Origin of the sequence: Novosphingobium clariflavum, from assembly GCF_026420865.1 — a bacterium.
Taxonomy (GTDB): domain Bacteria; phylum Pseudomonadota; class Alphaproteobacteria; order Sphingomonadales; family Sphingomonadaceae; genus Novosphingobium; species Novosphingobium clariflavum.
Genome location: NZ_JAPCWC010000003.1, coordinates 237,101 through 255,143, shown reverse-complemented (window position 1 = coordinate 255,143; position 18,043 = coordinate 237,101). Strand labels below are relative to the sequence as shown.

Annotated in this window: 18 protein-coding genes and 1 other RNA gene; 9 read left to right on the top strand and 10 right to left on the bottom strand. The window is 67.0% G+C overall.

Annotation, left to right across the window (positions count from 1 at the left end; genetic code table 11):
• On the top strand, nt 1–1,035 hold the full coding sequence (gene pdxA / locus OKA11_RS05585) for a 4-hydroxythreonine-4-phosphate dehydrogenase PdxA (RefSeq protein ID WP_267219225.1): 1,035 nt from the start codon (nt 1–3) through the stop codon (nt 1,033–1,035).
• Entirely contained in the window at nt 1,032–1,862 is an 831-nt protein-coding gene (rsmA, locus tag OKA11_RS05580; RefSeq protein WP_267219223.1) for a 16S rRNA (adenine(1518)-N(6)/adenine(1519)-N(6))-dimethyltransferase RsmA, read from the top strand. The genes pdxA and rsmA overlap by 4 nt, the downstream gene beginning before the upstream one ends.
• Before the next feature lie 54 nt (nt 1,863–1,916).
• Here rsmA and OKA11_RS05575 read toward each other — a convergent pair whose 3' ends face one another.
• Nucleotides 1,917–2,423, bottom strand: coding sequence for a PilZ domain-containing protein (locus tag OKA11_RS05575; RefSeq protein ID WP_267219222.1), 507 nt, complete (start codon nt 2,421–2,423; stop codon nt 1,917–1,919).
• Nucleotides 2,424–2,581: 158 nt separating this feature from the next.
• Nucleotides 2,582–4,705, bottom strand: coding sequence for a malate synthase G (locus OKA11_RS05570; RefSeq protein ID WP_267219343.1), 2,124 nt, complete (start codon nt 4,703–4,705; stop codon nt 2,582–2,584).
• A 293-nt stretch (nt 4,706–4,998) separates the two neighbouring features.
• On the opposite strand from OKA11_RS05570, the gene OKA11_RS05565 reads away from it, so the two are divergent.
• Nucleotides 4,999–5,304, top strand: coding sequence for a hypothetical protein (locus tag OKA11_RS05565; protein WP_267219221.1), 306 nt, complete (start codon nt 4,999–5,001; stop codon nt 5,302–5,304).
• 153 nt (nt 5,305–5,457) lie between these two features.
• On the opposite strand, the gene ssrA is transcribed toward OKA11_RS05565, so the two are convergent.
• Nucleotides 5,458–5,817: a transfer-messenger RNA gene (ssrA, locus tag OKA11_RS05560) on the bottom strand.
• 165 nt (nt 5,818–5,982) lie between these two features.
• A complete protein-coding gene (mscL, locus tag OKA11_RS05555) occupies nt 5,983–6,405 on the bottom strand; it encodes a large conductance mechanosensitive channel protein MscL (RefSeq protein WP_267219219.1) in 423 nt (140 codons plus the stop codon).
• Between the two features lie 224 nt (nt 6,406–6,629).
• Between mscL and OKA11_RS05550 the strand changes: the two genes are divergently transcribed.
• The 6 genes from OKA11_RS05550 to OKA11_RS05525 all read left to right on the top strand — a co-directional run bounded on the left by OKA11_RS05550 (nt 6,630) and on the right by OKA11_RS05525 (nt 11,649).
• A complete protein-coding gene (locus OKA11_RS05550; RefSeq protein WP_267219218.1) occupies nt 6,630–7,247 on the top strand; it encodes a LemA family protein in 618 nt (205 codons plus the stop codon).
• A gap of 142 nt (nt 7,248–7,389) precedes the next feature.
• On the top strand, nt 7,390–8,199 hold the full coding sequence (locus OKA11_RS05545) for a TPM domain-containing protein (RefSeq protein ID WP_267219216.1): 810 nt from the start codon (nt 7,390–7,392) through the stop codon (nt 8,197–8,199).
• Between the two features lie 12 nt (nt 8,200–8,211).
• Nucleotides 8,212–8,895, top strand: a complete 684-nt coding sequence (locus OKA11_RS05540) for a TPM domain-containing protein (RefSeq protein ID WP_267219215.1) — start codon at nt 8,212–8,214, stop codon at nt 8,893–8,895.
• A complete protein-coding gene (locus OKA11_RS05535; RefSeq protein ID WP_267219214.1) occupies nt 8,892–9,455 on the top strand; it encodes an NUDIX hydrolase in 564 nt (187 codons plus the stop codon). Before OKA11_RS05540 ends, OKA11_RS05535 begins: the two co-directional genes overlap by 4 nt.
• A gap of 10 nt (nt 9,456–9,465) precedes the next feature.
• Nucleotides 9,466–9,663 (top strand): hypothetical protein, encoded by a 198-nt coding sequence (locus tag OKA11_RS05530; RefSeq protein WP_267219213.1) that lies wholly within the window; start codon nt 9,466–9,468, stop codon nt 9,661–9,663.
• A gap of 147 nt (nt 9,664–9,810) precedes the next feature.
• Nucleotides 9,811–11,649 carry a diguanylate cyclase gene (locus OKA11_RS05525; protein WP_267219212.1) on the top strand — a complete coding sequence of 613 codons (1,839 nt, stop codon included), beginning with the start codon at nt 9,811–9,813 and terminating at the stop codon, nt 11,647–11,649.
• Between the two features lie 106 nt (nt 11,650–11,755).
• On the opposite strand, the gene mmsB is transcribed toward OKA11_RS05525, so the two are convergent.
• The 6 genes from mmsB to OKA11_RS05495 form a co-directional block, all read right to left on the bottom strand.
• Entirely contained in the window at nt 11,756–12,625 is an 870-nt protein-coding gene (mmsB, locus tag OKA11_RS05520) for a 3-hydroxyisobutyrate dehydrogenase (protein WP_267219211.1), read from the bottom strand.
• 174 nt (nt 12,626–12,799) lie between these two features.
• Nucleotides 12,800–13,582 (bottom strand): enoyl-CoA hydratase-related protein, encoded by a 783-nt coding sequence (locus OKA11_RS05515; protein WP_267219210.1) that lies wholly within the window; start codon nt 13,580–13,582, stop codon nt 12,800–12,802.
• Between the two features lie 112 nt (nt 13,583–13,694).
• Complete coding sequence (locus OKA11_RS05510; protein ID WP_267219209.1) at nt 13,695–14,753, bottom strand: enoyl-CoA hydratase/isomerase family protein; 1,059 nt, start codon at nt 14,751–14,753, stop codon at nt 13,695–13,697.
• Between the two features lie 18 nt (nt 14,754–14,771).
• Nucleotides 14,772–15,914, bottom strand: a complete 1,143-nt coding sequence (locus tag OKA11_RS05505) for an acyl-CoA dehydrogenase family protein (protein ID WP_267219208.1) — start codon at nt 15,912–15,914, stop codon at nt 14,772–14,774.
• Nucleotides 15,915–15,941: 27 nt separating this feature from the next.
• Nucleotides 15,942–16,412, bottom strand: coding sequence for a hypothetical protein (locus OKA11_RS05500; RefSeq protein WP_267219207.1), 471 nt, complete (start codon nt 16,410–16,412; stop codon nt 15,942–15,944).
• A gap of 69 nt (nt 16,413–16,481) precedes the next feature.
• A complete protein-coding gene (locus OKA11_RS05495; protein WP_267219206.1) occupies nt 16,482–17,975 on the bottom strand; it encodes a CoA-acylating methylmalonate-semialdehyde dehydrogenase in 1,494 nt (497 codons plus the stop codon).
• Nucleotides 17,976–18,043: the final 68 nt, after the last annotated feature.

The window sequence follows — 18,043 nt, the reverse complement described above, 5'->3', positions numbered from 1 at the left end:
GTGAGCGGCTCCAAAGTCATCGCTGCGGCGCCGCTCGCCGTTTCGCTGGGCGATCCCGCCGGGATCGCCCCCGAACTGATCGCCGAGGCCTGGCGCTGGCGCGGCGATGCCGGGCTGACGCCCTTCTTCGTGGTCGGCGGCGCCGGCCTGCTCGCAGCCGCCGCCCGCACCCGCGGCTTCGAGCTGCCGGTGGTCCCCATTGCCGATCCGGCCGAAGCCCCGGCGGCCTTCGCCAGCGGCCTGCCGGTTCTTGGCGATGAGGACGCCGCCCCCGCCTTCGGAACGCCGACCCCGGACGGCGCCCGGCTCGCGCTGCATTCGCTGACGCAGGCCACCGCTCTGGCGGTATCCGGCGCGGCGGGCGCCATCGTCACCGGCCCGATCGCCAAGTCCCGGCTCGCCGAAGTCGGCTTCACCCAGCCCGGCCAGACCGAGTTCTGCGCCGATGCCTGCGGCGCCCGCCATGACGATGCCGTGATGATGCTGGCCGGACCGAACCTGCGCACCGTGCCGCTGACCGTCCATGTCGCGCTGACCGAGGTGCCGGGGCTGATCACCCGCGACCTGATCGAACGCAAAGCGCGCATCGTCGCCCGCGCACTGGCCCGCGATTTCGGCCTCGCGCCCGCCCGCATCGCGGTGACCGGGCTCAACCCCCATGCCGGGGAAGATGGCCGCATGGGGCGCGAGGAGATCGACACGATCATTCCCGCCATCAAGGGCCTTTCCGCCGAGGGACTCGCCGTCACCGGCCCGCACCCCGCCGACGCGCTGTTCGCCGCGCATGAGCGCGACAAATTCGACGTCGCGCTCTGCATGTATCACGATCAGGCACTGATCCCGATCAAGACGCTCGACTTCGACGCCGGCGTCAACGTCACGCTCGGCCTGCCGATCGTGCGCACGTCGCCCGATCATGGCACCGCCTTCGGTATCGCCGGGAAGAACCTGGCCAGCCCCGGCGCCATGATCGCCGCGCTGCGCATGGCCGGCGAATGCGCCGCCCGCCGCGCCACCACAGGACAGACCGCATGACCACCCTGCCCCCCTTGCGTGAAGTGATCGCGCGGCACGGGCTTTCCGCCAGCAAGGCGCTCGGCCAGAATTTCCTGTTCGACGAACAGCTGCTCGACCGCATCGCCGCAATCCCCGGCAGCCTCGACGGTGCAAAGGTGCTCGAAGTCGGCCCCGGCCCCGGCGGCCTCACCCGCGCGCTGCTGCGGGCCGGCGCCGAAGTCACTGCCATCGAGATGGATCGCCGCTGCCTGCCCGCGCTTGCCGAACTCGAGGCCGCGTTCCCGGGCAAGCTCAAGGTCATCGAGGGCGACGCGATGAAGATCGACCCGGCGACGCTGTTCGACGGCCCCTACCACATTGCCTCCAACCTGCCCTACAACGTCGGCACGGCGCTGTTCACCGGCTGGCTATCGGGCGAGGCATGGCCGCCGCAGTGGTCGTCGCTGACGCTGATGTTCCAGGAGGAAGTCGCCCGCCGCATCGTCGCCGAGCCGAATACTTCGGCCTATGGCCGCCTCGCGGTGCTGGCGCAGTGGCGCTCGAAAGCGAAGCTGGCGCTGAAAGTCCATCGCAGCGCCTTCACCCCGCCGCCCAAGGTCATGTCGGCGATTGTCCACGTCGTGCCCGGCGAAGCGCCCGCGGGGGTTTCCATGCGGGTTCTGGAACGCCTGACCGAGGCCGCGTTCGGCCAGCGCCGCAAGATGCTGCGCCAGAGCGTCAAGGGCATGCCCGGCGCGATCGAGGCGCTGGAACGCCTCGGCATAGATGCGCAGCGCCGCGCCGAAACGCTGACGGTGGACGAATTCGTGCAAGTGGCACGCGAACTGACGGCGCCGAAAGACTGACCGGCCCGACGCGCGCTGGCGCGGCGCCGGTCCGGCTTCCCCCGGATGCGCGGGTCAGTGCGAAAGGTCGCTGCCGCCCTCCAGCGCGATGCGCGCCGTCTGCAAGGGCCCTCCCGCCAGGTTCACCAGTTGCACGATGGCGACGATCCCCAGCAGCAGCAATGCGACAATGAACGCGGCCTGCATCATGCGGGCCGGCAGCGGGCCGTCCGAAGCAAGAGCCACGGCCAGCGGGTGACGCTGCTCTCCCCCCGACGCGGCCAGCCGGGTGATGGTGATCTGCGCCCGGCTGCTTTCCAGAAGCGTCATCACGTCGATCGCCTCTTCCAGCACGATGTCGCAGTGCTGATCGGTGCGGCAGCGGACCCATCCCGCAAGCGCCTGCCCGCCGATCTCGATTTCCACGATTTCGCCAGGCCGTAGCGCCACCGGCATCGCCAGTTGCAACCCCCGCTCGCTGGCATCGACAATCGTGACCTCGCTGTCGACCCCGGCCGAGTGCAGCCTTGCCTGCACTGTCGCCCGAACGCGATCCTCAGCGAAGATGCGCTGCTCTTTCATGGATCCGGCCTCCCACAGCCCCCTTGGCCGTCAGAATAGCAGAACGCATGTCATAGGTAAGTTAAAGAACGTGCAATGCTACCAAAGATGGACAGCACTGTCGGAAAGATCGAAGAACGGGCCCCGCGCGAACGCGAGGCCCGTCATCGCCGCAGGCGTCAGGCGTCTGCCAGAACCGGAGCCGCCGCCTTCTTGCGCAGGCGCCACGCGTGCAGCAGCGGTTCGGTGTAGCCATTGGGCTGCGCGGCCCCCTTGAACACGAGGTCGCAGGCCGCGCGGAACGCATGGGACGTGTCCCAGTTGCCCGCCATCGGCTCGTAGAGCGGATCGGCCGCGTTCTGCGCATCGACCCGCGCCGCCATGCGCTGCAGCGAGTCCATGACCTGCGCCTCGCTGCAGACGCCGTGCAGCAGCCAGTTGGCCATGTGCTGGCTGGAAATACGCAGCGTCGCCCGGTCCTCCATCAGTCCGACATCGTTGATGTCGGGAACCTTGGAGCAGCCGACCCCCTGGTCGATCCAGCGCACGACATAACCCAGCAGGCCTTGCGCATTGTTGTCGAGTTCCTCGCGGACCTCGTCGGCCGACCAGTTGGCGCCATCGGCCAGCGGAACCTGCAACAAGAGGTCGAGGCCGGGCACTTCCTCCTCCGCGATGCTGCCGCGCAGGCCGAACACGTCGACTTCGTGATAGTGCATCGCATGCAACGTCGCCGCCGTGGGCGACGGCACCCAGGCGGTATTGGCGCCGGTCTTCGGGTGGCCGATCTTCTGGGCAAGCATGTCGCGCATCATGTCGGGCGCCGCCCACATGCCCTTGCCGATCTGCGCGACACCGGACAGCCCGTGCGCAAGGCCGATGGCGACGTTGCGCTTCTCGTAGGCGGCGATCCAGGCCGAGCCCTTGATGGCGTTCTTGCGCATCATCGGCCCGGCCCGCATCGAGGTGTGGATCTCGTCGCCGGTACGGTCGAGGAAGCCGGTGTTGATGAAGACGATGCGATCCTTCACCGCGTGGATGCAGGCGGCAAGATTGGCCGAAGTGCGCCGTTCCTCGTCCATGACGCCGACCTTGATGGTGTGGCGCTCCAGCCCCAGCAGGTCCTCGACCGCATCGAACAGGTCGTTGGTGAAGGCGCACTCCTGCGGCCCGTGCATCTTCGGCTTGACGATGTAGATCGAACCCTCGCGGCTGTTGCCGTAGCGGGTGAGACCCATGACATCCTGCTTGCCGATGGCGCTGGTGAGGACGGCATCCATGACCCCTTCGGGAATCTCGCTGCCGTCGGGCAGGAGGATCGCCGGATTGGTCATCAGGTGGCCGACATTGCGGACAAACAGCAGCGAGCGGCCCGGCAGCTGCACGGTCTTGCCGCCGGCAACGGTGACGGTCTTGTTGCCCGCAAGGGCCCGGGTCAGCACGCGGCCGCCCTTTTCGAAGGTCTCGGTCAGATCGCCGCGGATCAGCCCCAGCCAGTTGGCATAGGCGATGAGCTTGTCCCCGGCATCGACCGCCGCGACCGAATCCTCAAGGTCGACGATCGTCGTCAGTGCCGCTTCCAGCATGATGTCGGCAATGCCCGCCCGGTCGACGCTGCCAACCGGGCTTGCCGGATCGACGACGATCTCGATGCCGAGGCCGTTCGAACGATAGAGCCTGCCGCTGTCGGTCTCACCGACGTAGCAGGCCGGGTCGATCGCGGCCGCATCGATCGCGGCGACATCGGCCCACGAGCCTTCCGCCAGCGGCAGCGCCTTGTCGAGGAAGGCACGGCCCGCCGCGATCACCGCGGCGCCGCGAACCGCGTCATATCCCTTGCCCTGGGCGGGCGCCGCGTCGAGCGCATCGGTGCCGTAGAAGGCATCGTAGAGGCTGCCCCAGCGGGCATTGGCGGCATTGAGCAGGAACCGTGCATTGAGCACGGGGACGACGAGCTGCGGGCCCGCCATCGTCGCGATCTCGGCATCGACGCCGCGGGTGCCGACGACGAAGGGCGCAGGTTCGGGAACGAGATAGCCGATCTCGCGCAGGAACGCCTGGTAGGCATCCTGGGCGATCGGCTTGCCCGCATGGGCGAGATGCCATGCATCGATCTGCGCCTGAAGGTCGTCGCGCCGGGCCAGCAGGGCGCGGTTACGGGGGGCGAACTCGGCCACGAGGCGCGCGAAGTCGCTCCAGAAGGCAGCGGCGTCCAGCCCGATGGGGGGCAGAACCTGCTCTTCGACGAAGCGCGCCAAGGCGGCATCGACCCGGAGGCCCGAACGTTCCAGCATGTCAGTCATCATTCCTCGCAGTCCGTGCGCGGCGCAAGTCAACGCGCGGCGCATCCGTGTTGGTCGCCAAGACTGTCCCGGGGAGGAATCGAAAGGCCATATGCCCGATCCGCGCGGCATTGGCAACAGCCGCCTTGGCCCTGTCCCAGCACGGCGCGCCGCGTCGGCGGCTCTTACAATGGCGTCGGAAAGGCTTACATTGCAAGAACTCGTCAACCATCGAGTCCGCCAGGAACCCGTGACTGGCATGGGCGTTGCATCAATTGTGCTGAGTGTTGGGGCGGAGTTCGAAGAAGGAAGCCATGCTTCGCAAGATTGCCCGATTGTTCGTCATCAAGACGAACTGGGAAGCCTACATGATCATCTACGCGCTCGCGCTGGGCGCGGTGGAACGCGGCAGCGTCTATCTGTCGCGGTTTCCCGGTTTCGGCGGCAAGCTGCTGTTCCTTGCCTGCACCGGCGCGGTCTTCATGGCGGGCGCCAAGATCCTCGATGCGATCAAGTACGAGAAGGCCCAAAGGCTCGCGGCCGAACCGCCGGAGCCCGCCACCCGGCCCGCGCCGGCACTCCAGTCAGCACAGCCCGAAACGGCAGACAAAGCCGCATAAGCGCGCGGGGGGCAGATGCGCGGTGCGTGTGTCTGCACGCCGAATGCGAAAGCACCGCGCTGCCGCCAGCAGCCGCGCCAAGCCGATCATGGGCAAGCCGATCATGGAAGAGGTGAGTAGGGCGATTCTGTTGCAAGGCTCGCCCCCAGCCCCTGGTATCCCTTCTGTTGCCCGGTGGGTCCAACCGCGCTTTAGCTTTGTAACTTCAGACCGTTAGGTCCTAGAATTACGCGGCGAGAGCGAGTGCTTCGTTGTCGTTGGCACTTGTGAGTTTTGAGCCTTGAACGGGTTACTCAGCCCGAATGAAAACACCGCTTTTCAACACACGTCGATCCTAGTTCGGCCCCGTCATCACCCCTGCGACAACAGGGTTGCTCCCAAAGGAGCGGGTGATGGTGGAGCCGCCGGGTACCGCCCCCGGGTCCGCTGTGCCTATTGAACGGCGCAGTTTATCATCATATCCGGCAAGCCGGCACCGACCCATATAGGGCGTGCGCCGCAAAAGAAAAGGGGGAGAGCCTGCGCCCTCCCCCTGCTTTTTCACCGGGTTTCCCCGAAGATCACATTCGCTAGAAAATTCGCGGCACGCGAATTTTGCGGCACCGGCCCGACCTCCCACGAACCTGCCCTGACGGGAGGCCGCGTGGGGAAGAGGGCCGGCGCCGCTTTGAAAAAGCCTTACTTCTTCAGCGCGTCGCGGATTTCCGCCAGCAGTTCCACCTCGGTGGGACCGCCCGGCGCTGCCGGGGCTTCCTTCTTGGGCAGCAGGCGATTGGCCTGGCGCACGATGAGGAAGATCACGAAGGCCAGGATCAGGAAGTTGATGACGGCGGTGAGGAAGGCGCCGTAACCGAACATGGCGACGCCCGCGGCCTTGAGCGCCGCGTAAGTCATCGGTCCGCTGTAACCAGCCGGAATCGTGCCCAGCACCACGAACTTGTTGCTGAAATCGATGCCGCCGGTGATGAGGCCGATGAACGGCATGATCACGTCGTCGGTCAGCGAGGCGACGATCTTGCCGAAAGCCGCGCCGATGATCACACCGACGGCGAGGTCGAGCACGTTGCCGCGCGCGATGAAAGTCTTGAATTCCTGAAGCATTGTCCGCTTGTCCCTTGATCGTGTTCCGGCGGGTGCGCCGGTTGCCGCGTCCCGTGGCTGCGGTGTTGCCACATTGGCCCTTTCGTAACAATCGGTTGCGGCGCAATGTTCCATGCAGGGACTGTCCTTGAACCGGCACCGTCCACTGCTATCTATGCGGCAGGACAGGACGAGGCCGCTTTCGGCCCGCCCGGACTTCGTGTCCCTCAGGAGGTTTGCCCCGCATGACCCTTTCCCCCGCCACGCGCCCCCGCCGCAATGCCGCCCGCAATGCCCTTATCTTCGGCGCGGCGCTGTCGCTGGCCGGCTGCGGCTTCAACTCGGTGCCGACCAAGCAGGAAGCCGCCAAGGCCAAGTGGGCCGACGTGCAGGCCGCCTTCCAGGAACGCGCCAACCTCGTGCCGAACCTTGCCGCCGTCGCCAAGGGCGCGGCAACGCAGGAAAAGGACATCCTCACCGGCGTGGTGGAGGCGCGCGCCAAGGCCACCTCGATCCAGCTGACCGCGAACGATCTCAACGATCCGGCCAAGATGCAGCAGTTCCAGGCCGCACAGGGCCAGCTCGGCCAGAGTCTCTCGCGCCTGCTGGTCAGCGTCGAGCAGTATCCCGAGCTCAAGTCGATCGTGAACTACCAGATGCTCCAGACCCAGCTCGAAGGGCAGGAAAACCGCATCCGCATCTCGGTGCGCGACTACAATTCCGCCGTGCAGGACTACAACACCGAAGTCCGCACGTTCCCGACGATGATCGGCGCCAAGCTGCGCGGCGCGGACCCGCTGGTGCCCTACCAGGCGACCACGCCGGGCGCGGAAGTGGCGCCCAGCCTCGAAGGCAAGATGTAATAACGTGAGCCTTCTCCGTTTGAGCGCGGCACCGGCCCACGCCCCCACCCGGCCTCCCATCGAGGATACACGAGTGGGAGGCCGGGTGGGGGCGTGGGCCGGTGCCGCCGAAATCCGCACACCGCGGATTTCCAAACGGATCATGCGCGCCGCTCTTGCGGCCGTCCTTCTGGCTTTCGGCGCGCTGCTTGCCCAGCAGGCCGCCGCCGAGCCCACCTTCCCCAAGCTGACCGGGCAGGTCGTCGATGACGCGAACCTGCTCGATCCGCAGCAGGAAGCGCAGCTGACCCAGAAACTGGCGGCGCTGGAGAAGAACTCCGGCCGCCAGTTGGTGGTCGTCACCCTGCCCAGCCTGCAAGGATACGAGATCTCCGACTACGGCTACCAGCTCGGCCGCGCCTGGGGGATCGGCGAGAAGGACAAGAACACCGGCGCGCTGCTGATCGTCGCGCCGAACGAGCGCAAGGTACGGATCGAGGTCGGCTACGGCCTTGAACCGATCATCACCGACGGCCTCTCGTTCCTCATCATTAACAACCAGATCCTGCCCCGCTTCAAGGCCAATGACTATCCCGGCGGCATCGAGGCCGGCGCCGATGCGCTGGTCAAGCAGCTGACCCTGCCCCCCGATCAGGCGCGCAAGGTGGCGGCGGACGCGGACAAGGCGCGCAAGCCGCAGGAAGGCGGCTTCCCGATCGGCACCGTGATCTTCATCCTCATCATCGTGTTCTTCGTGGTCATGCCGATGGTCAACGAGGCACGCGGCGGCGGACGGCGGCGCAGCGGCCTTGGCGGGCCGATCATCTGGATGCCCGGCCCCTTCGGCCACGATGACGACGACGACCACTGGGGTGGTGGCGGCTTCGGCGGAGGGGGCGGCTTTGGCGGCGGCGGTGGTTTCTCGGGCGGCGGCGGCAGCTTCGGCGGCGGCGGCGCGAGCGGCAGCTGGTAGAGGAGAGACACGATGCCTGCCCCCATCTACCTGTCGCCCGAGGACCACGCCCGCATCAGCGCTGCCGTGGGCGAGGCCGAAATGCACAGCTCGGGCGAAATCGTCACCGTGCTGGCCGACCGTTCGGACGGCTATACCGACGTGGCGCTGGCCTGGAGCGTGGTGGCCGCCTTCCTCGCCCTCGGCGCGCTGGTGCTTGCCCCCGGCTTCTACATGGGCCTCTACGAACACCTGCTGGCCGACTGGGGCCATGAATGGACCCCGCGCATGATCATCGGCCTTGCCGCCGGGGTCGCCGCGATCAAGTTCGGAGCGATGCTGGCGCTGCAGCTCTGGCAGCCGCTCAAGTTCTGGCTGGTGCCGGGGCCGGTCAAGACCATGCGCGTCCACGCCCATGCCTTGCGCGCCTTCCGCATCGGCGCCGAGCAGCGCACCACCGGGCGCACCGGCATCCTCATCTACCTCTCGATGCGCGAACACCGCGCCGAGATCGTCGCCGACCGCGCCATCGCCGCCAAAGTCGATCCCGAAGTCTGGGGCGAGGTCATGACCGCCCTGCTCGCCCCCGTGCGCGAGGGCCGCGTGGCCGACGGCATGGTCGTGGCGGTAGGCAAGGTCGGCGCGATCCTCGCCCGCCACTTCCCCCGCGACGACGACGACATCAACGAACTTCCCGACAGGCTGATCGAAGTATGAACGAATTGACCCAATTGCCGCCCGATGCCGATGCGCCCGACGAGGTGATGTGGCAGGGCAAGTTCATCACCGCCCGCACCCGGGGACGCTGGGAATACGTCAGCCGCGCACGCGGCATCCGCGCTGCGGTGATCCTTGCGGTGGACGCGGAGGATCACGTGATCCTCGTGGACCAGTACCGTGTGCCGCTTGGCAAGCGCTGCATCGAACTGCCGGCCGGGCTTGTCGGCGATCACGAAGACGTGGCGGACGAAGCGGCCAGCGTCGCTGCCGCCCGCGAGCTTGAAGAGGAGACCGGCTACCACGCAGGCCGGATGGAGGACCTCGGCGAGTTCTACTCCTCGCCCGGCATGGTCAGCGAGAGCTTCACCCTGTTCCGTGCCCACGATCTGACGAAAGTGGGCGAAGGCGGCGGCGTCGACAGCGAGAATATCGTGGTCCACCGGATTCCGCTGGCCGACATCGCGCACCATATCGCCCTGTGGCGCCAGGCCGGCTATGCCATCGACGTCAAGCTGCTGCTCCTGCTCGGCGCCGCCATGCTCGGCAAACACGTTTAGGGCCGGCTCCGTGCGCACCCGCCCCGGCGTCTGCCAGCGCAAGCGGCGCTATGCGACCGAGGCGGAAGCGCTCGCCGTGGCGGCGCGGGCGGAGGTGACCTTGCGGCCCTACCGCTGCCCGCTGTGCCGCCACTATCACCTCACCGGGCGCACCAAGGGCATGCGCCTGCCCGCCTTCGAACGCGAGCGCCGAATGCCTCGATCCTGATACAGTTTGCAACGTTTGCGCCGGGGCCATGCGGTTCATCGCATTTTCCGTCCGAAATTGACAAAAATACCCCGTTAAGCAAACGATTGAGGTTGCAAGCCGCCTAGGATTGGCAGAGGGCCAACCCAGAGCCCTATGGAGTTTCCCTTGGTCGGATCGTTATCCCGGCGCATCGTCGTTCTCTGCGTCATCCTGAGCCTCGTGCTCGCCCTGCTTGCGGGGCTGCTGCTCGACGCCTCGGCGCAGATGCGTGCGAGCCTCGGCTGGGTGACGCATTCGTCGCAAGTGCTCGAAGTGAGCACGCGGACGCTGCGCCACCTGCAGGCCGCCGAATCCGGCCAGCGCGGCTTCCTGCTGACCCAGAACCTCGACTTCGCGACCAGTGTCGCCGACGAAGTGGCCGCGGCCCGCCGCGATGCCGATACCCTGGTCCAGCTTACCTCGGACAATCCGCTGCAGAACGAGCGCGCACGCCAGGTCCAGTCGCTGATCCTGCAGCGCACCCAGGTCCTCACCGAAACCGGGCGCCTCGCCCGCGCCGGCGATTTCAGCGCCGCCCGTGACCATGTCGCCTCGGGCAAGGGCCGCTACCTGATGATGCTGGTCAATGCCCGCACCAATGACCTGCTCGAGGCCGAGCGCGCGCTTGCCGCCGAGCGCATGCAGACCGTGCAGGCCCGCCTCGACAACATCCGCTGGCTGGTGGTGTTCGGCACCCCGATCGCGGTCATCCTGATCACTTTCATGGCGACCGCGCTGATTCGCCGCATCCGCCGCCCGGTCGACGAGATGATGGCGGTCATGGGCCAGCTCGGCGCCGGCGATCGCAGCGCACGCGTCACCGCGCACATGGATTCGAGCGAGTTCGAACGCCTCGCCCAGGGCTACAACGAGATGGCCGACGAACTGGAGACGGCAGTGGCCGACCAGCTGGTCAGCGCCGACCAGCTCCACCACGTCAACGCCGAACTCAGCCGCAATGCCGACGTCCTGCGCGAGCGCGGCGAAGTGATCGAACTGCTCGGCGGCATGGCCCACCGCATGCAGGCCGCCCGCACCGACGAGGAACTGGCCGCGATCATCCGCGTCTTCGTGCCGCGCGTGCTGCCCGACATTCCCGGCGCCCTCTTCGCGCACAACAACTCGCGCAACCTACTGATCCCGATCGCCGCCTGGGGCGGCATCGAAGTGGAAGCCGCCGGTTTCGCGCCCGACCAGTGCTGGGCCCTGCGCCGCGGCCAGAGCCACTTCGTGATCGACCAGGGCTCGGACATCGTCTGCGCCCATATCGGCCACGACACCGACCACTACCACTGCGAGCCGCTGCTGGCCGGCGGCGAAGTGATCGGCGTGCTCTACCTCAAGGGCGTGGTCGAGGCGGAAAACCGCTTCCGCCTGACCGTGCTGACCGAAAACATCGCCTCGGCTCTCGTCAACCACCGCCTCCAGCGCGGCCTGCGCGAACAGACCATCCGCGACCCGCTCACCGGCCTGTTCAACCGCCGCTACATGGAAGAGACGCTGGCGCTCGAGATCGCCCGCACCTTGCGCACCGGCAGCCCGCTCAGCCTGGTCATGTGCGACGTCGACCACTTCAAGCGCTTCAACGACGAGTTCGGTCATGAAGCCGGCGATGCCGTGCTCCATGCCGTGGCCGCCGAAATGCGCGCCCGCTTCCGCGACGGCGATGTCGTCTGCCGCTTCGGCGGCGAGGAATTCACGATCATCGCGCCCGGCTCGAGCGCTGCGGTGCTGGCCGAGCGTGTCGAAGTCGTGCGCCAGGCGATCAGCGAACTGACGGTCCACCAGGGCGGCCGCATGCTGGGGCTGACGACGATGTCGTTCGGCATCGCCACCTGGGAAGACACCATGGAGCGTGACGGCTCCACGCTGATCAAGGCCGCCGACGCCGCGCTCTACCGCGCCAAGCGCGAAGGCCGCAACCGGGTGGTGCTCGACGGCCGCGCGGAAAGTCTCGCCGCTTAGAGCGCTTTCTAATCAGGTGGAATCACCTGATGCCTCGGAAAACGCGTAAAAGGCAGGGGTCGATGACCCCTGCCCCGTGATGCACCGGCCCACCTCTCCAGGCGCTTCAGAGCGTGGTGAAGATCGCGCCGAAGTCCTTGCCGCCGTTGCCCGCCTCGACGAAAGCCTCATAGATCCGCGTCGCATGCTCGCCCATCGGCACGGTGGCGCCCGAGGTTTCCGCCCCCGCCATCGCCAGGCGCAGGTCCTTCAGCATCAGGGCCGAGGCGAAACCGCCCTCATAGCCGTTGTCGGCCGGGCTGCTTGCACCGACGCCGGGCATCGGCGTGTAATCGTTCAAGGACCAACAGTAGCCGGTGGCCTTCGAGCTGATTTCGTAGAAGGTCTGCGGATCGAGACCCGCCTTCTCGGCCAGCGCCAGCGCTTCGCAGGTGCCGATCATGTGGATCGCCAGCAGCATGTTGTTGCACATCTTGGCGACCTGCCCTGCCCCGGTATCACCGGCATGGATCACCGCCTTGGCCATCGGCTCCAGCACCGTCCTCGCCCGTTCGAACACGGCGTCGCTGCCGCCGACCATGAACGTGAGCGTGCCGCCATTGGCCGCCGCGATGCCGCCCGAGACGGGGGCATCGGCCATCTCGTACCCTTCGCCGCGCGCCAGTTCGACGACTTCGCGGGCAGTGGCGAGATCGATGGTCGAGCAATCGAGCAGCAGCGCACCCTCGGGGGTATTGCCGAAGACCTCCTGGGTGTAGACCGAGCGGACGATCTGCCCGTTGGGCAGCATGGTGACGACGGCGTCGACGCCTGCCACCGCATCGGGAACCGTCTCGAAGACCGCGCAGCCATGCTCGGCCGCGCGCGCCAGCGCGTCGCCCGACAGGTCGAAGGCGTTCACGGCATGCCCGGCCTTCACAAGATTGGCGGCCATGCCGCCGCCCATGTTGCCAAGGCCGATAAAGGCGATTTTCATGACATTCTCTCCCAATTCAAGGGCGCGACAAGGCGCCGGCGGAACATCGCTGTCCCCGTCATGTCCGAGCGGGCGGGAGGCCCGCCCACGAAGCTGCAATGGCTGCGGCGGCTTGCGCGCAAGGGGCGGTGCAGGCTGGAGACAAGCGCCCCACCCCGCACCGGCTCATGGGCCTTACTTACCCTTCCAGACGCCCGGCCGCTTCTCGACGAAGGCGGCCATGCCTTCGGCCTTGTCCTCGGTGGCGGTCAGCACCTGGAACATGCGGCGCTCCATCACGAGGCCGGCGTCGAGCGTGGTCTCGAAGGCGATGTTGACCATTTCCTTGTTCATCATCGCGGCAAGCGGCGGCATCCCGGCGATGGCGGACGCGGCCTTCAGCGCCTCGTCCAGCAGCTGATCGAGCGGCACCACCCGGCTGACGAGGCCCGAACGTTCTGCTTCGGCGGCGTCCATCATCCGGCCGGTCAGGCACATGTCCATCGCCTTGGACTTGCCCACCGCGCGGGTCAGGCGCTGCGAGCCGCCCATGCCCGGCGCCACGCCCAGCTTGATCTCGGGCTGGCCGAACTTGGCGTTTTCGGAGGCGATGATGAAGTCCGCCATCATCGCCAGTTCGCAGCCACCGCCCAGCGCAAAGCCGTTGACCGCCGCGATCCACGGCTTGCGGGTGGCCTTGACCACGTGGCTGGTCCAGCCGGCGAAGAAGTCCTGCGAATAGAACTCGGCGCTGGGCTTGTCCGACATCTCCTTGATGTCGGCGCCGGCGGCAAAGGCCTTCTCGCCCGATCCGGTCAGCACCGCGCAGCCCTGCGTGGCATCGGCTTCGAACGCGGCAAAAGCATCGATCAGATCGGCCAGAACCTGCGAGTTCAGCGCATTGAGCGCCTGCGGGCGGTTCAGTGTGATGAGAGTGACGTTGTCCTTCTTCTCGACCAGAATCGTCTCGTAGCTCATCATAGTTCCTTCAGGTGTTCGCATCGCTTGTGATGGTCGGCGCGGGGCATGGCCCATGCCGCTGTGACTGTGCCTCTCGGGAAGAGGCATAAACCCGCATGTCCGGCCGAAGTCAGATCGGCTGCCATTCCTCCTCGGGCGGCAGCGGGGCGAAGATCGCGTCCAGCCGTTCCTGCGTCACCTCTTCGGGCCGCGCAGGCGTCCACTTCGGCGCATGGTCCTTGTCGACGATGACCGCGCGCACGCCCTCGGCGAAGTCCGGCAGGACCAGCACGCGGCTGCCGATGCGGTACTCCATCGCCATGTTCTGCGCGAAAGTGTCCAAGGTCAGCGAGGCGGCGAGCTGGCGCAGCGAGACCTTGCAGGCCTGCGGGCTCTTGGTGCGCAAGGTCGCCAGTTCGCGCACGGCCCACTCGCTCTCGTCGCCTTCCAGCGAAGCCAGCACCTGTTCCAGCGTATCGAACGCGAAGTGCTTGCGGATCTGCGCATCGTGCGCGGCGATCTTCGGCTCCGGCGGCGTCACCGACAGCGCGGTGAGCACGGCGCCGATGTCATGCCCGGCGGCGATGCGGCGCTTGGCTTCGGGCAGGTCCTCGCTTGCAAGGTAATGCGTGGCAAGGCCGGCCCAGAGGCATTCCGCCCCGTCCAGCCGGGCGCCGGTGAGCGCCAGGAACTGGCCCAGCCGCCCTTCGAGCCGCGAGAGATACCAGCCGCCGCCGACGTCCGGGAACAGGCCGATGCCGGTTTCGGGCATGGCAAAGCGGGTGTTCTCGGTCGCCACGCGGTACTGCGCGGGCTGCGAGATGCCGACGCCCCCGCCCATGGTGATGCCGTCCATGAAGGCGACCACGGGCTTGGCATATTCGAACAATTGATGGTTCAGCCGGTATTCGGCAAAGAAGAACCGCTGCCCCTCGCGCCCTTCATCCTCCAGCGCGGAACGGCGCAGCAGGCTGATGTCCCCGCCCGAGCAGAACCCGCGCCCTTCGCTGTGCTCGATCCAGACCGCCTTCACCTCGGGATCGGCGGCCCACTGGGTCAGCGAATCGCTCATCGATTCGCACATGCCCAGGGTCAGCGCATGGATCGCCTTGGGGCGGTTCAGCGCGATCACCCCGGCAATGCCTTCGCGGGACGTAAGCAGTTCTTCGGTCAGGATATCGGTGGTCATGGTCATCCCCGCAAAGGCTTACTTGAGGAGGTCGCGGCCAATGATCATGCGCATGACCTCGTTGGTGCCCTCGAGGATACGATGGACACGCAGGTCGCGCCAGAAGCGCTCGATCGGATAGTCCCTGAGATAGCCATATCCGCCGAACATCTGCAGCGCCCGGTCGACCACCGAGGAGCCGGTGTCGCTGGCCATCATCTTGGCCATGGCGGCAAAGCGGGTCTTGTCCGGCGCCCTCGCGGTCACCTTGGCGGCCGCGAGATAGAGCAGCGCGCGGGCCGCTTCGAGTTCGGCGGCCATGTCGGCGAGACGGAACTGGGTGTTCTGGAATTCGGCGATCGGCTGGTCGAACTGCCTGCGGTCCTTCACGTACTGGACCGCTTCGTCGAGACAGCGCTGCGCACCGCCCAGCGAGCAGGCACCGATGTTGAGACGGCCGCCGTCGAGGCCCGCCATCGCGAACTTGAAGCCGTCTCCCTCCGCGCCCACGCGGTTCTCGACCGGAATGCGGGCATCCTCGAAGATCACCTGCGCGGTGGGCGAGGCATTCCAGCCCAGCTTCTTCTCGGGCGCGCCGAAGGAAACGCCGGGCGTATCCTTGTCGACCACGAAGCAGGAGACCCCGCGCGACTTGTGCTCGCCGGTGCGCGCCATCACCACGTAGACGTCGTTGACGCCGCCGCCGGAGATGAACTGCTTGGTGCCGTTGAGCACGTAAGCGTCACCATCAAGGCGCGCGGTGGTCTTCAGCGCCGCCGCGTCCGAGCCCGAGCCGGGCTCGGTCAGGCAGTAGGAGCCGATCTTCTCCATGGTGACCAGATCGGGCAGGTAGCGATCCTTGAGCTGCTGGTCACCGAACTGGTCGATCATCCAGGCGACCATGTTGTGGATCGAGATATAGGCGCTGGTGGCCGGGCAGCCGTAGGACATGGCCTCCATGATCAGCGCCGCGTCGAGCCGGCCAAGGCCGATGCCGCCGTTCTCTTCCGAGACGTAGATGGCGCCGAAGCCCAGTTCGCCCGCCGCCTTCCACACGTCCACCGGATAGTGATGCTTCTCGTCCCACTCCGCCGCGAAGGGGGTGATGCGGTCAGCGGTGAACTTGCGCGCCGTTTCCTGGATCGCGAGCTGGTCTTCGGTGAGGCCAAACTGTTCGGTCATCTGGGTCCTGCTGTCTGGTGGGCGCCTCTAGGCGCACTTCTTGTAGGTTAGCGTTCCGGGTGCGGCATCGGCCCCGGTGTCCTTGCGGACCAGCGTCCTGCCGCCGTCGGGGCTGGAGAGCGCAACGTCAAGGTTCCAGCTCTGCCCTTCGCCCGAAAAGGCGAAATCGGCTTCGATCGCATTGGCCGAAGCCGACTTTATCGTGCCGAGCGAGGCAACCGCCTCGTAGAAGGTCAGCCGCTTGTCATCGATGACGAGCAGCCCCTTGGCATCGCCGGCGGTGCTGGTGCAGTCCGCCGCGACCATGCCCCAGCGCCCGTGCAAGGCGGCCGGGATGGCGGTGGGCAACGGGGCCGGCACGGCTTGCGCCGTCGCCTCGCCAGCCGGGGTCTCGCTCGTCGCGGTGGCTTCGGGCTGCGGCTGCTTCTGGCAGGCCGACAGGGCCAGCGCCAGCACGACGGTGAAGGAAAACGGGGCGGCCAGGGTCCTGACATTCATCACGAAACGTCCTTTCGCACTTCGGGCATTCCGGCAGGAACGCCCCGAGCTACCCCGCTGTTCCTTACATCACCCCATGGTCGGAATGATGAAGGCGCTATCGCCCGCGCCGCCGTCCGGCCAGCGCTGGGTCACCGTCTTCACCTTGGTCCAGAAGCGGACGCCTTCCATGCCGTACTGGTTGTGGTCGCCAAAGGCCGAACGCTTCCAGCCGCCGAAGCTGTGGTAGCTGACCGGCACCGGGATCGGCACGTTGACGCCGACCATGCCGACCTGCACGCGGCTGACGAACTCGCGCGCGGCATGGCCGTTGCGCGTGAAGATGGCGACGCCGTTGCCGTACTGGTGCTTGGTGGGAAGCTCCACCGCTTCCTCGAAGGTCTTGGCGCGGACGATCTGGAGGACGGGGCCGAAGATCTCCTCCTTGTAGGCGCTCATCTCGGGCGTCACATGGTCGAACAGCGACGGGCCGACGAAGAAGCCTTGCTCGTAGCCCTGAAGCGAGAAGCCGCGGCCGTCGACCACCAGTTCCGCGCCTTCGTCGACGCCGGTCTGGATCCAGTTCTCGATCTTCTGCTTGTGCACGGCGGTCACCACCGGGCCGTACTGTGCCTCGGGATCGTTGGAGACGCCGACCTTCAGCTTGTCGATCGCGGCGATCAGCTTCTCGCGCAGGATGTCGGCGGTCTCGTCCCCCACCGGAACGGCCACCGGCAGCGCCATGCAGCGCTCGCCCGCCGAGCCATAGGCGGCGCCCATGATGTCGTTGACGGCCTGGTCCATGTCCGCATCGGGCATGACGATCGCGTGGTTCTTGGCGCCGCCCATCGCCTGCACCCGCTTGCCGGCAGCGACGCCGCGCGAATAGACGTAGTGGGCGATGTCGGAGGAACCGACGAAGCTGACCGCGGCAATGCCCGGATGATCGAGGATCGCGTCCACCATCACCTTGTCGCCGTGGACCACCTGCAGCACGCCTTCGGGCGCGCCAGCTTCGAGGAACAGTTCGGCAAGGCGGTTCGGCACCGAGGGATCACGCTCCGACGGCTTGAGGATGAAGGTATTGCCCACCGCGACGGCGGGTGCGAACATCCACATCGGGATCATCGCCGGGAAGTTGAACGGGGTAATGCCCGCGCCCACGCCGAGCGGCGCGCGCAGCGAATAGACATCGATGCCCGGCCCCGCGCCCTGGGTATATTCGCCCTTCAGCATATGCGGGATGCCGCAGCAGAATTCCACGACCTCGAGCCCGCGCTGGACGTCGCCCTTGGCGTCGTCCACCACCTTGCCATGCTCGCTCGCCAGCAGTTCGGCGAGGCTCTGCATGTTCTGCTCGATCAGTTCCTTGAACTTGAACAGCACGCGGGCGCGGCGCTGCGGGTTCATCGCCGCCCACTTGGGCTGCACCGCCTGCGCGGTGGCGACGGCGCGGTCAAGCAGCGCGGCATCGCCCAGCGGCACTTGCGCCTGCACCGCACCGGTGCTGGGGTTGAAGACGTCGCCGAGACGCGCGGCCGGACCGCCGGGTCCGCCGACTACGAAATGGTCAATCAGGCGCATTCCTCATCCTTTCGAAATTCTGTCTTCGGGCACATGCGCGCCCTTCAATGGCTAGGTGGTCCCGGCTC

Coding starts and splice junctions, on each gene's coding strand:
- rsmA (WP_267219223.1), top strand. CDS start 1,032: ATGACCACCCTGCCCCCCTTGCGTGAAGTGATCGCGCGGCACGGGCTT.
- mmsB (WP_267219211.1), bottom strand. CDS start 12,625: ATGAAAATCGCCTTTATCGGCCTTGGCAACATGGGCGGCGGCATGGCC.
- OKA11_RS05495 (WP_267219206.1), bottom strand. CDS start 17,975: ATGCGCCTGATTGACCATTTCGTAGTCGGCGGACCCGGCGGTCCGGCC.
- OKA11_RS05550 (WP_267219218.1), top strand. CDS start 6,630: ATGACCCTTTCCCCCGCCACGCGCCCCCGCCGCAATGCCGCCCGCAAT.
- OKA11_RS05500 (WP_267219207.1), bottom strand. CDS start 16,412: ATGAATGTCAGGACCCTGGCCGCCCCGTTTTCCTTCACCGTCGTGCTG.
- OKA11_RS05540 (WP_267219215.1), top strand. CDS start 8,212: ATGCCTGCCCCCATCTACCTGTCGCCCGAGGACCACGCCCGCATCAGC.
- OKA11_RS05510 (WP_267219209.1), bottom strand. CDS start 14,753: ATGACCACCGATATCCTGACCGAAGAACTGCTTACGTCCCGCGAAGGC.
- OKA11_RS05535 (WP_267219214.1), top strand. CDS start 8,892: ATGAACGAATTGACCCAATTGCCGCCCGATGCCGATGCGCCCGACGAG.
- OKA11_RS05565 (WP_267219221.1), top strand. CDS start 4,999: ATGCTTCGCAAGATTGCCCGATTGTTCGTCATCAAGACGAACTGGGAA.
- OKA11_RS05545 (WP_267219216.1), top strand. CDS start 7,390: ATGCGCGCCGCTCTTGCGGCCGTCCTTCTGGCTTTCGGCGCGCTGCTT.
- OKA11_RS05515 (WP_267219210.1), bottom strand. CDS start 13,582: ATGAGCTACGAGACGATTCTGGTCGAGAAGAAGGACAACGTCACTCTC.
- OKA11_RS05570 (WP_267219343.1), bottom strand. CDS start 4,705: ATGACTGACATGCTGGAACGTTCGGGCCTCCGGGTCGATGCCGCCTTG.
- mscL (WP_267219219.1), bottom strand. CDS start 6,405: ATGCTTCAGGAATTCAAGACTTTCATCGCGCGCGGCAACGTGCTCGAC.
- OKA11_RS05505 (WP_267219208.1), bottom strand. CDS start 15,914: ATGACCGAACAGTTTGGCCTCACCGAAGACCAGCTCGCGATCCAGGAA.
- OKA11_RS05575 (WP_267219222.1), bottom strand. CDS start 2,423: ATGAAAGAGCAGCGCATCTTCGCTGAGGATCGCGTTCGGGCGACAGTG.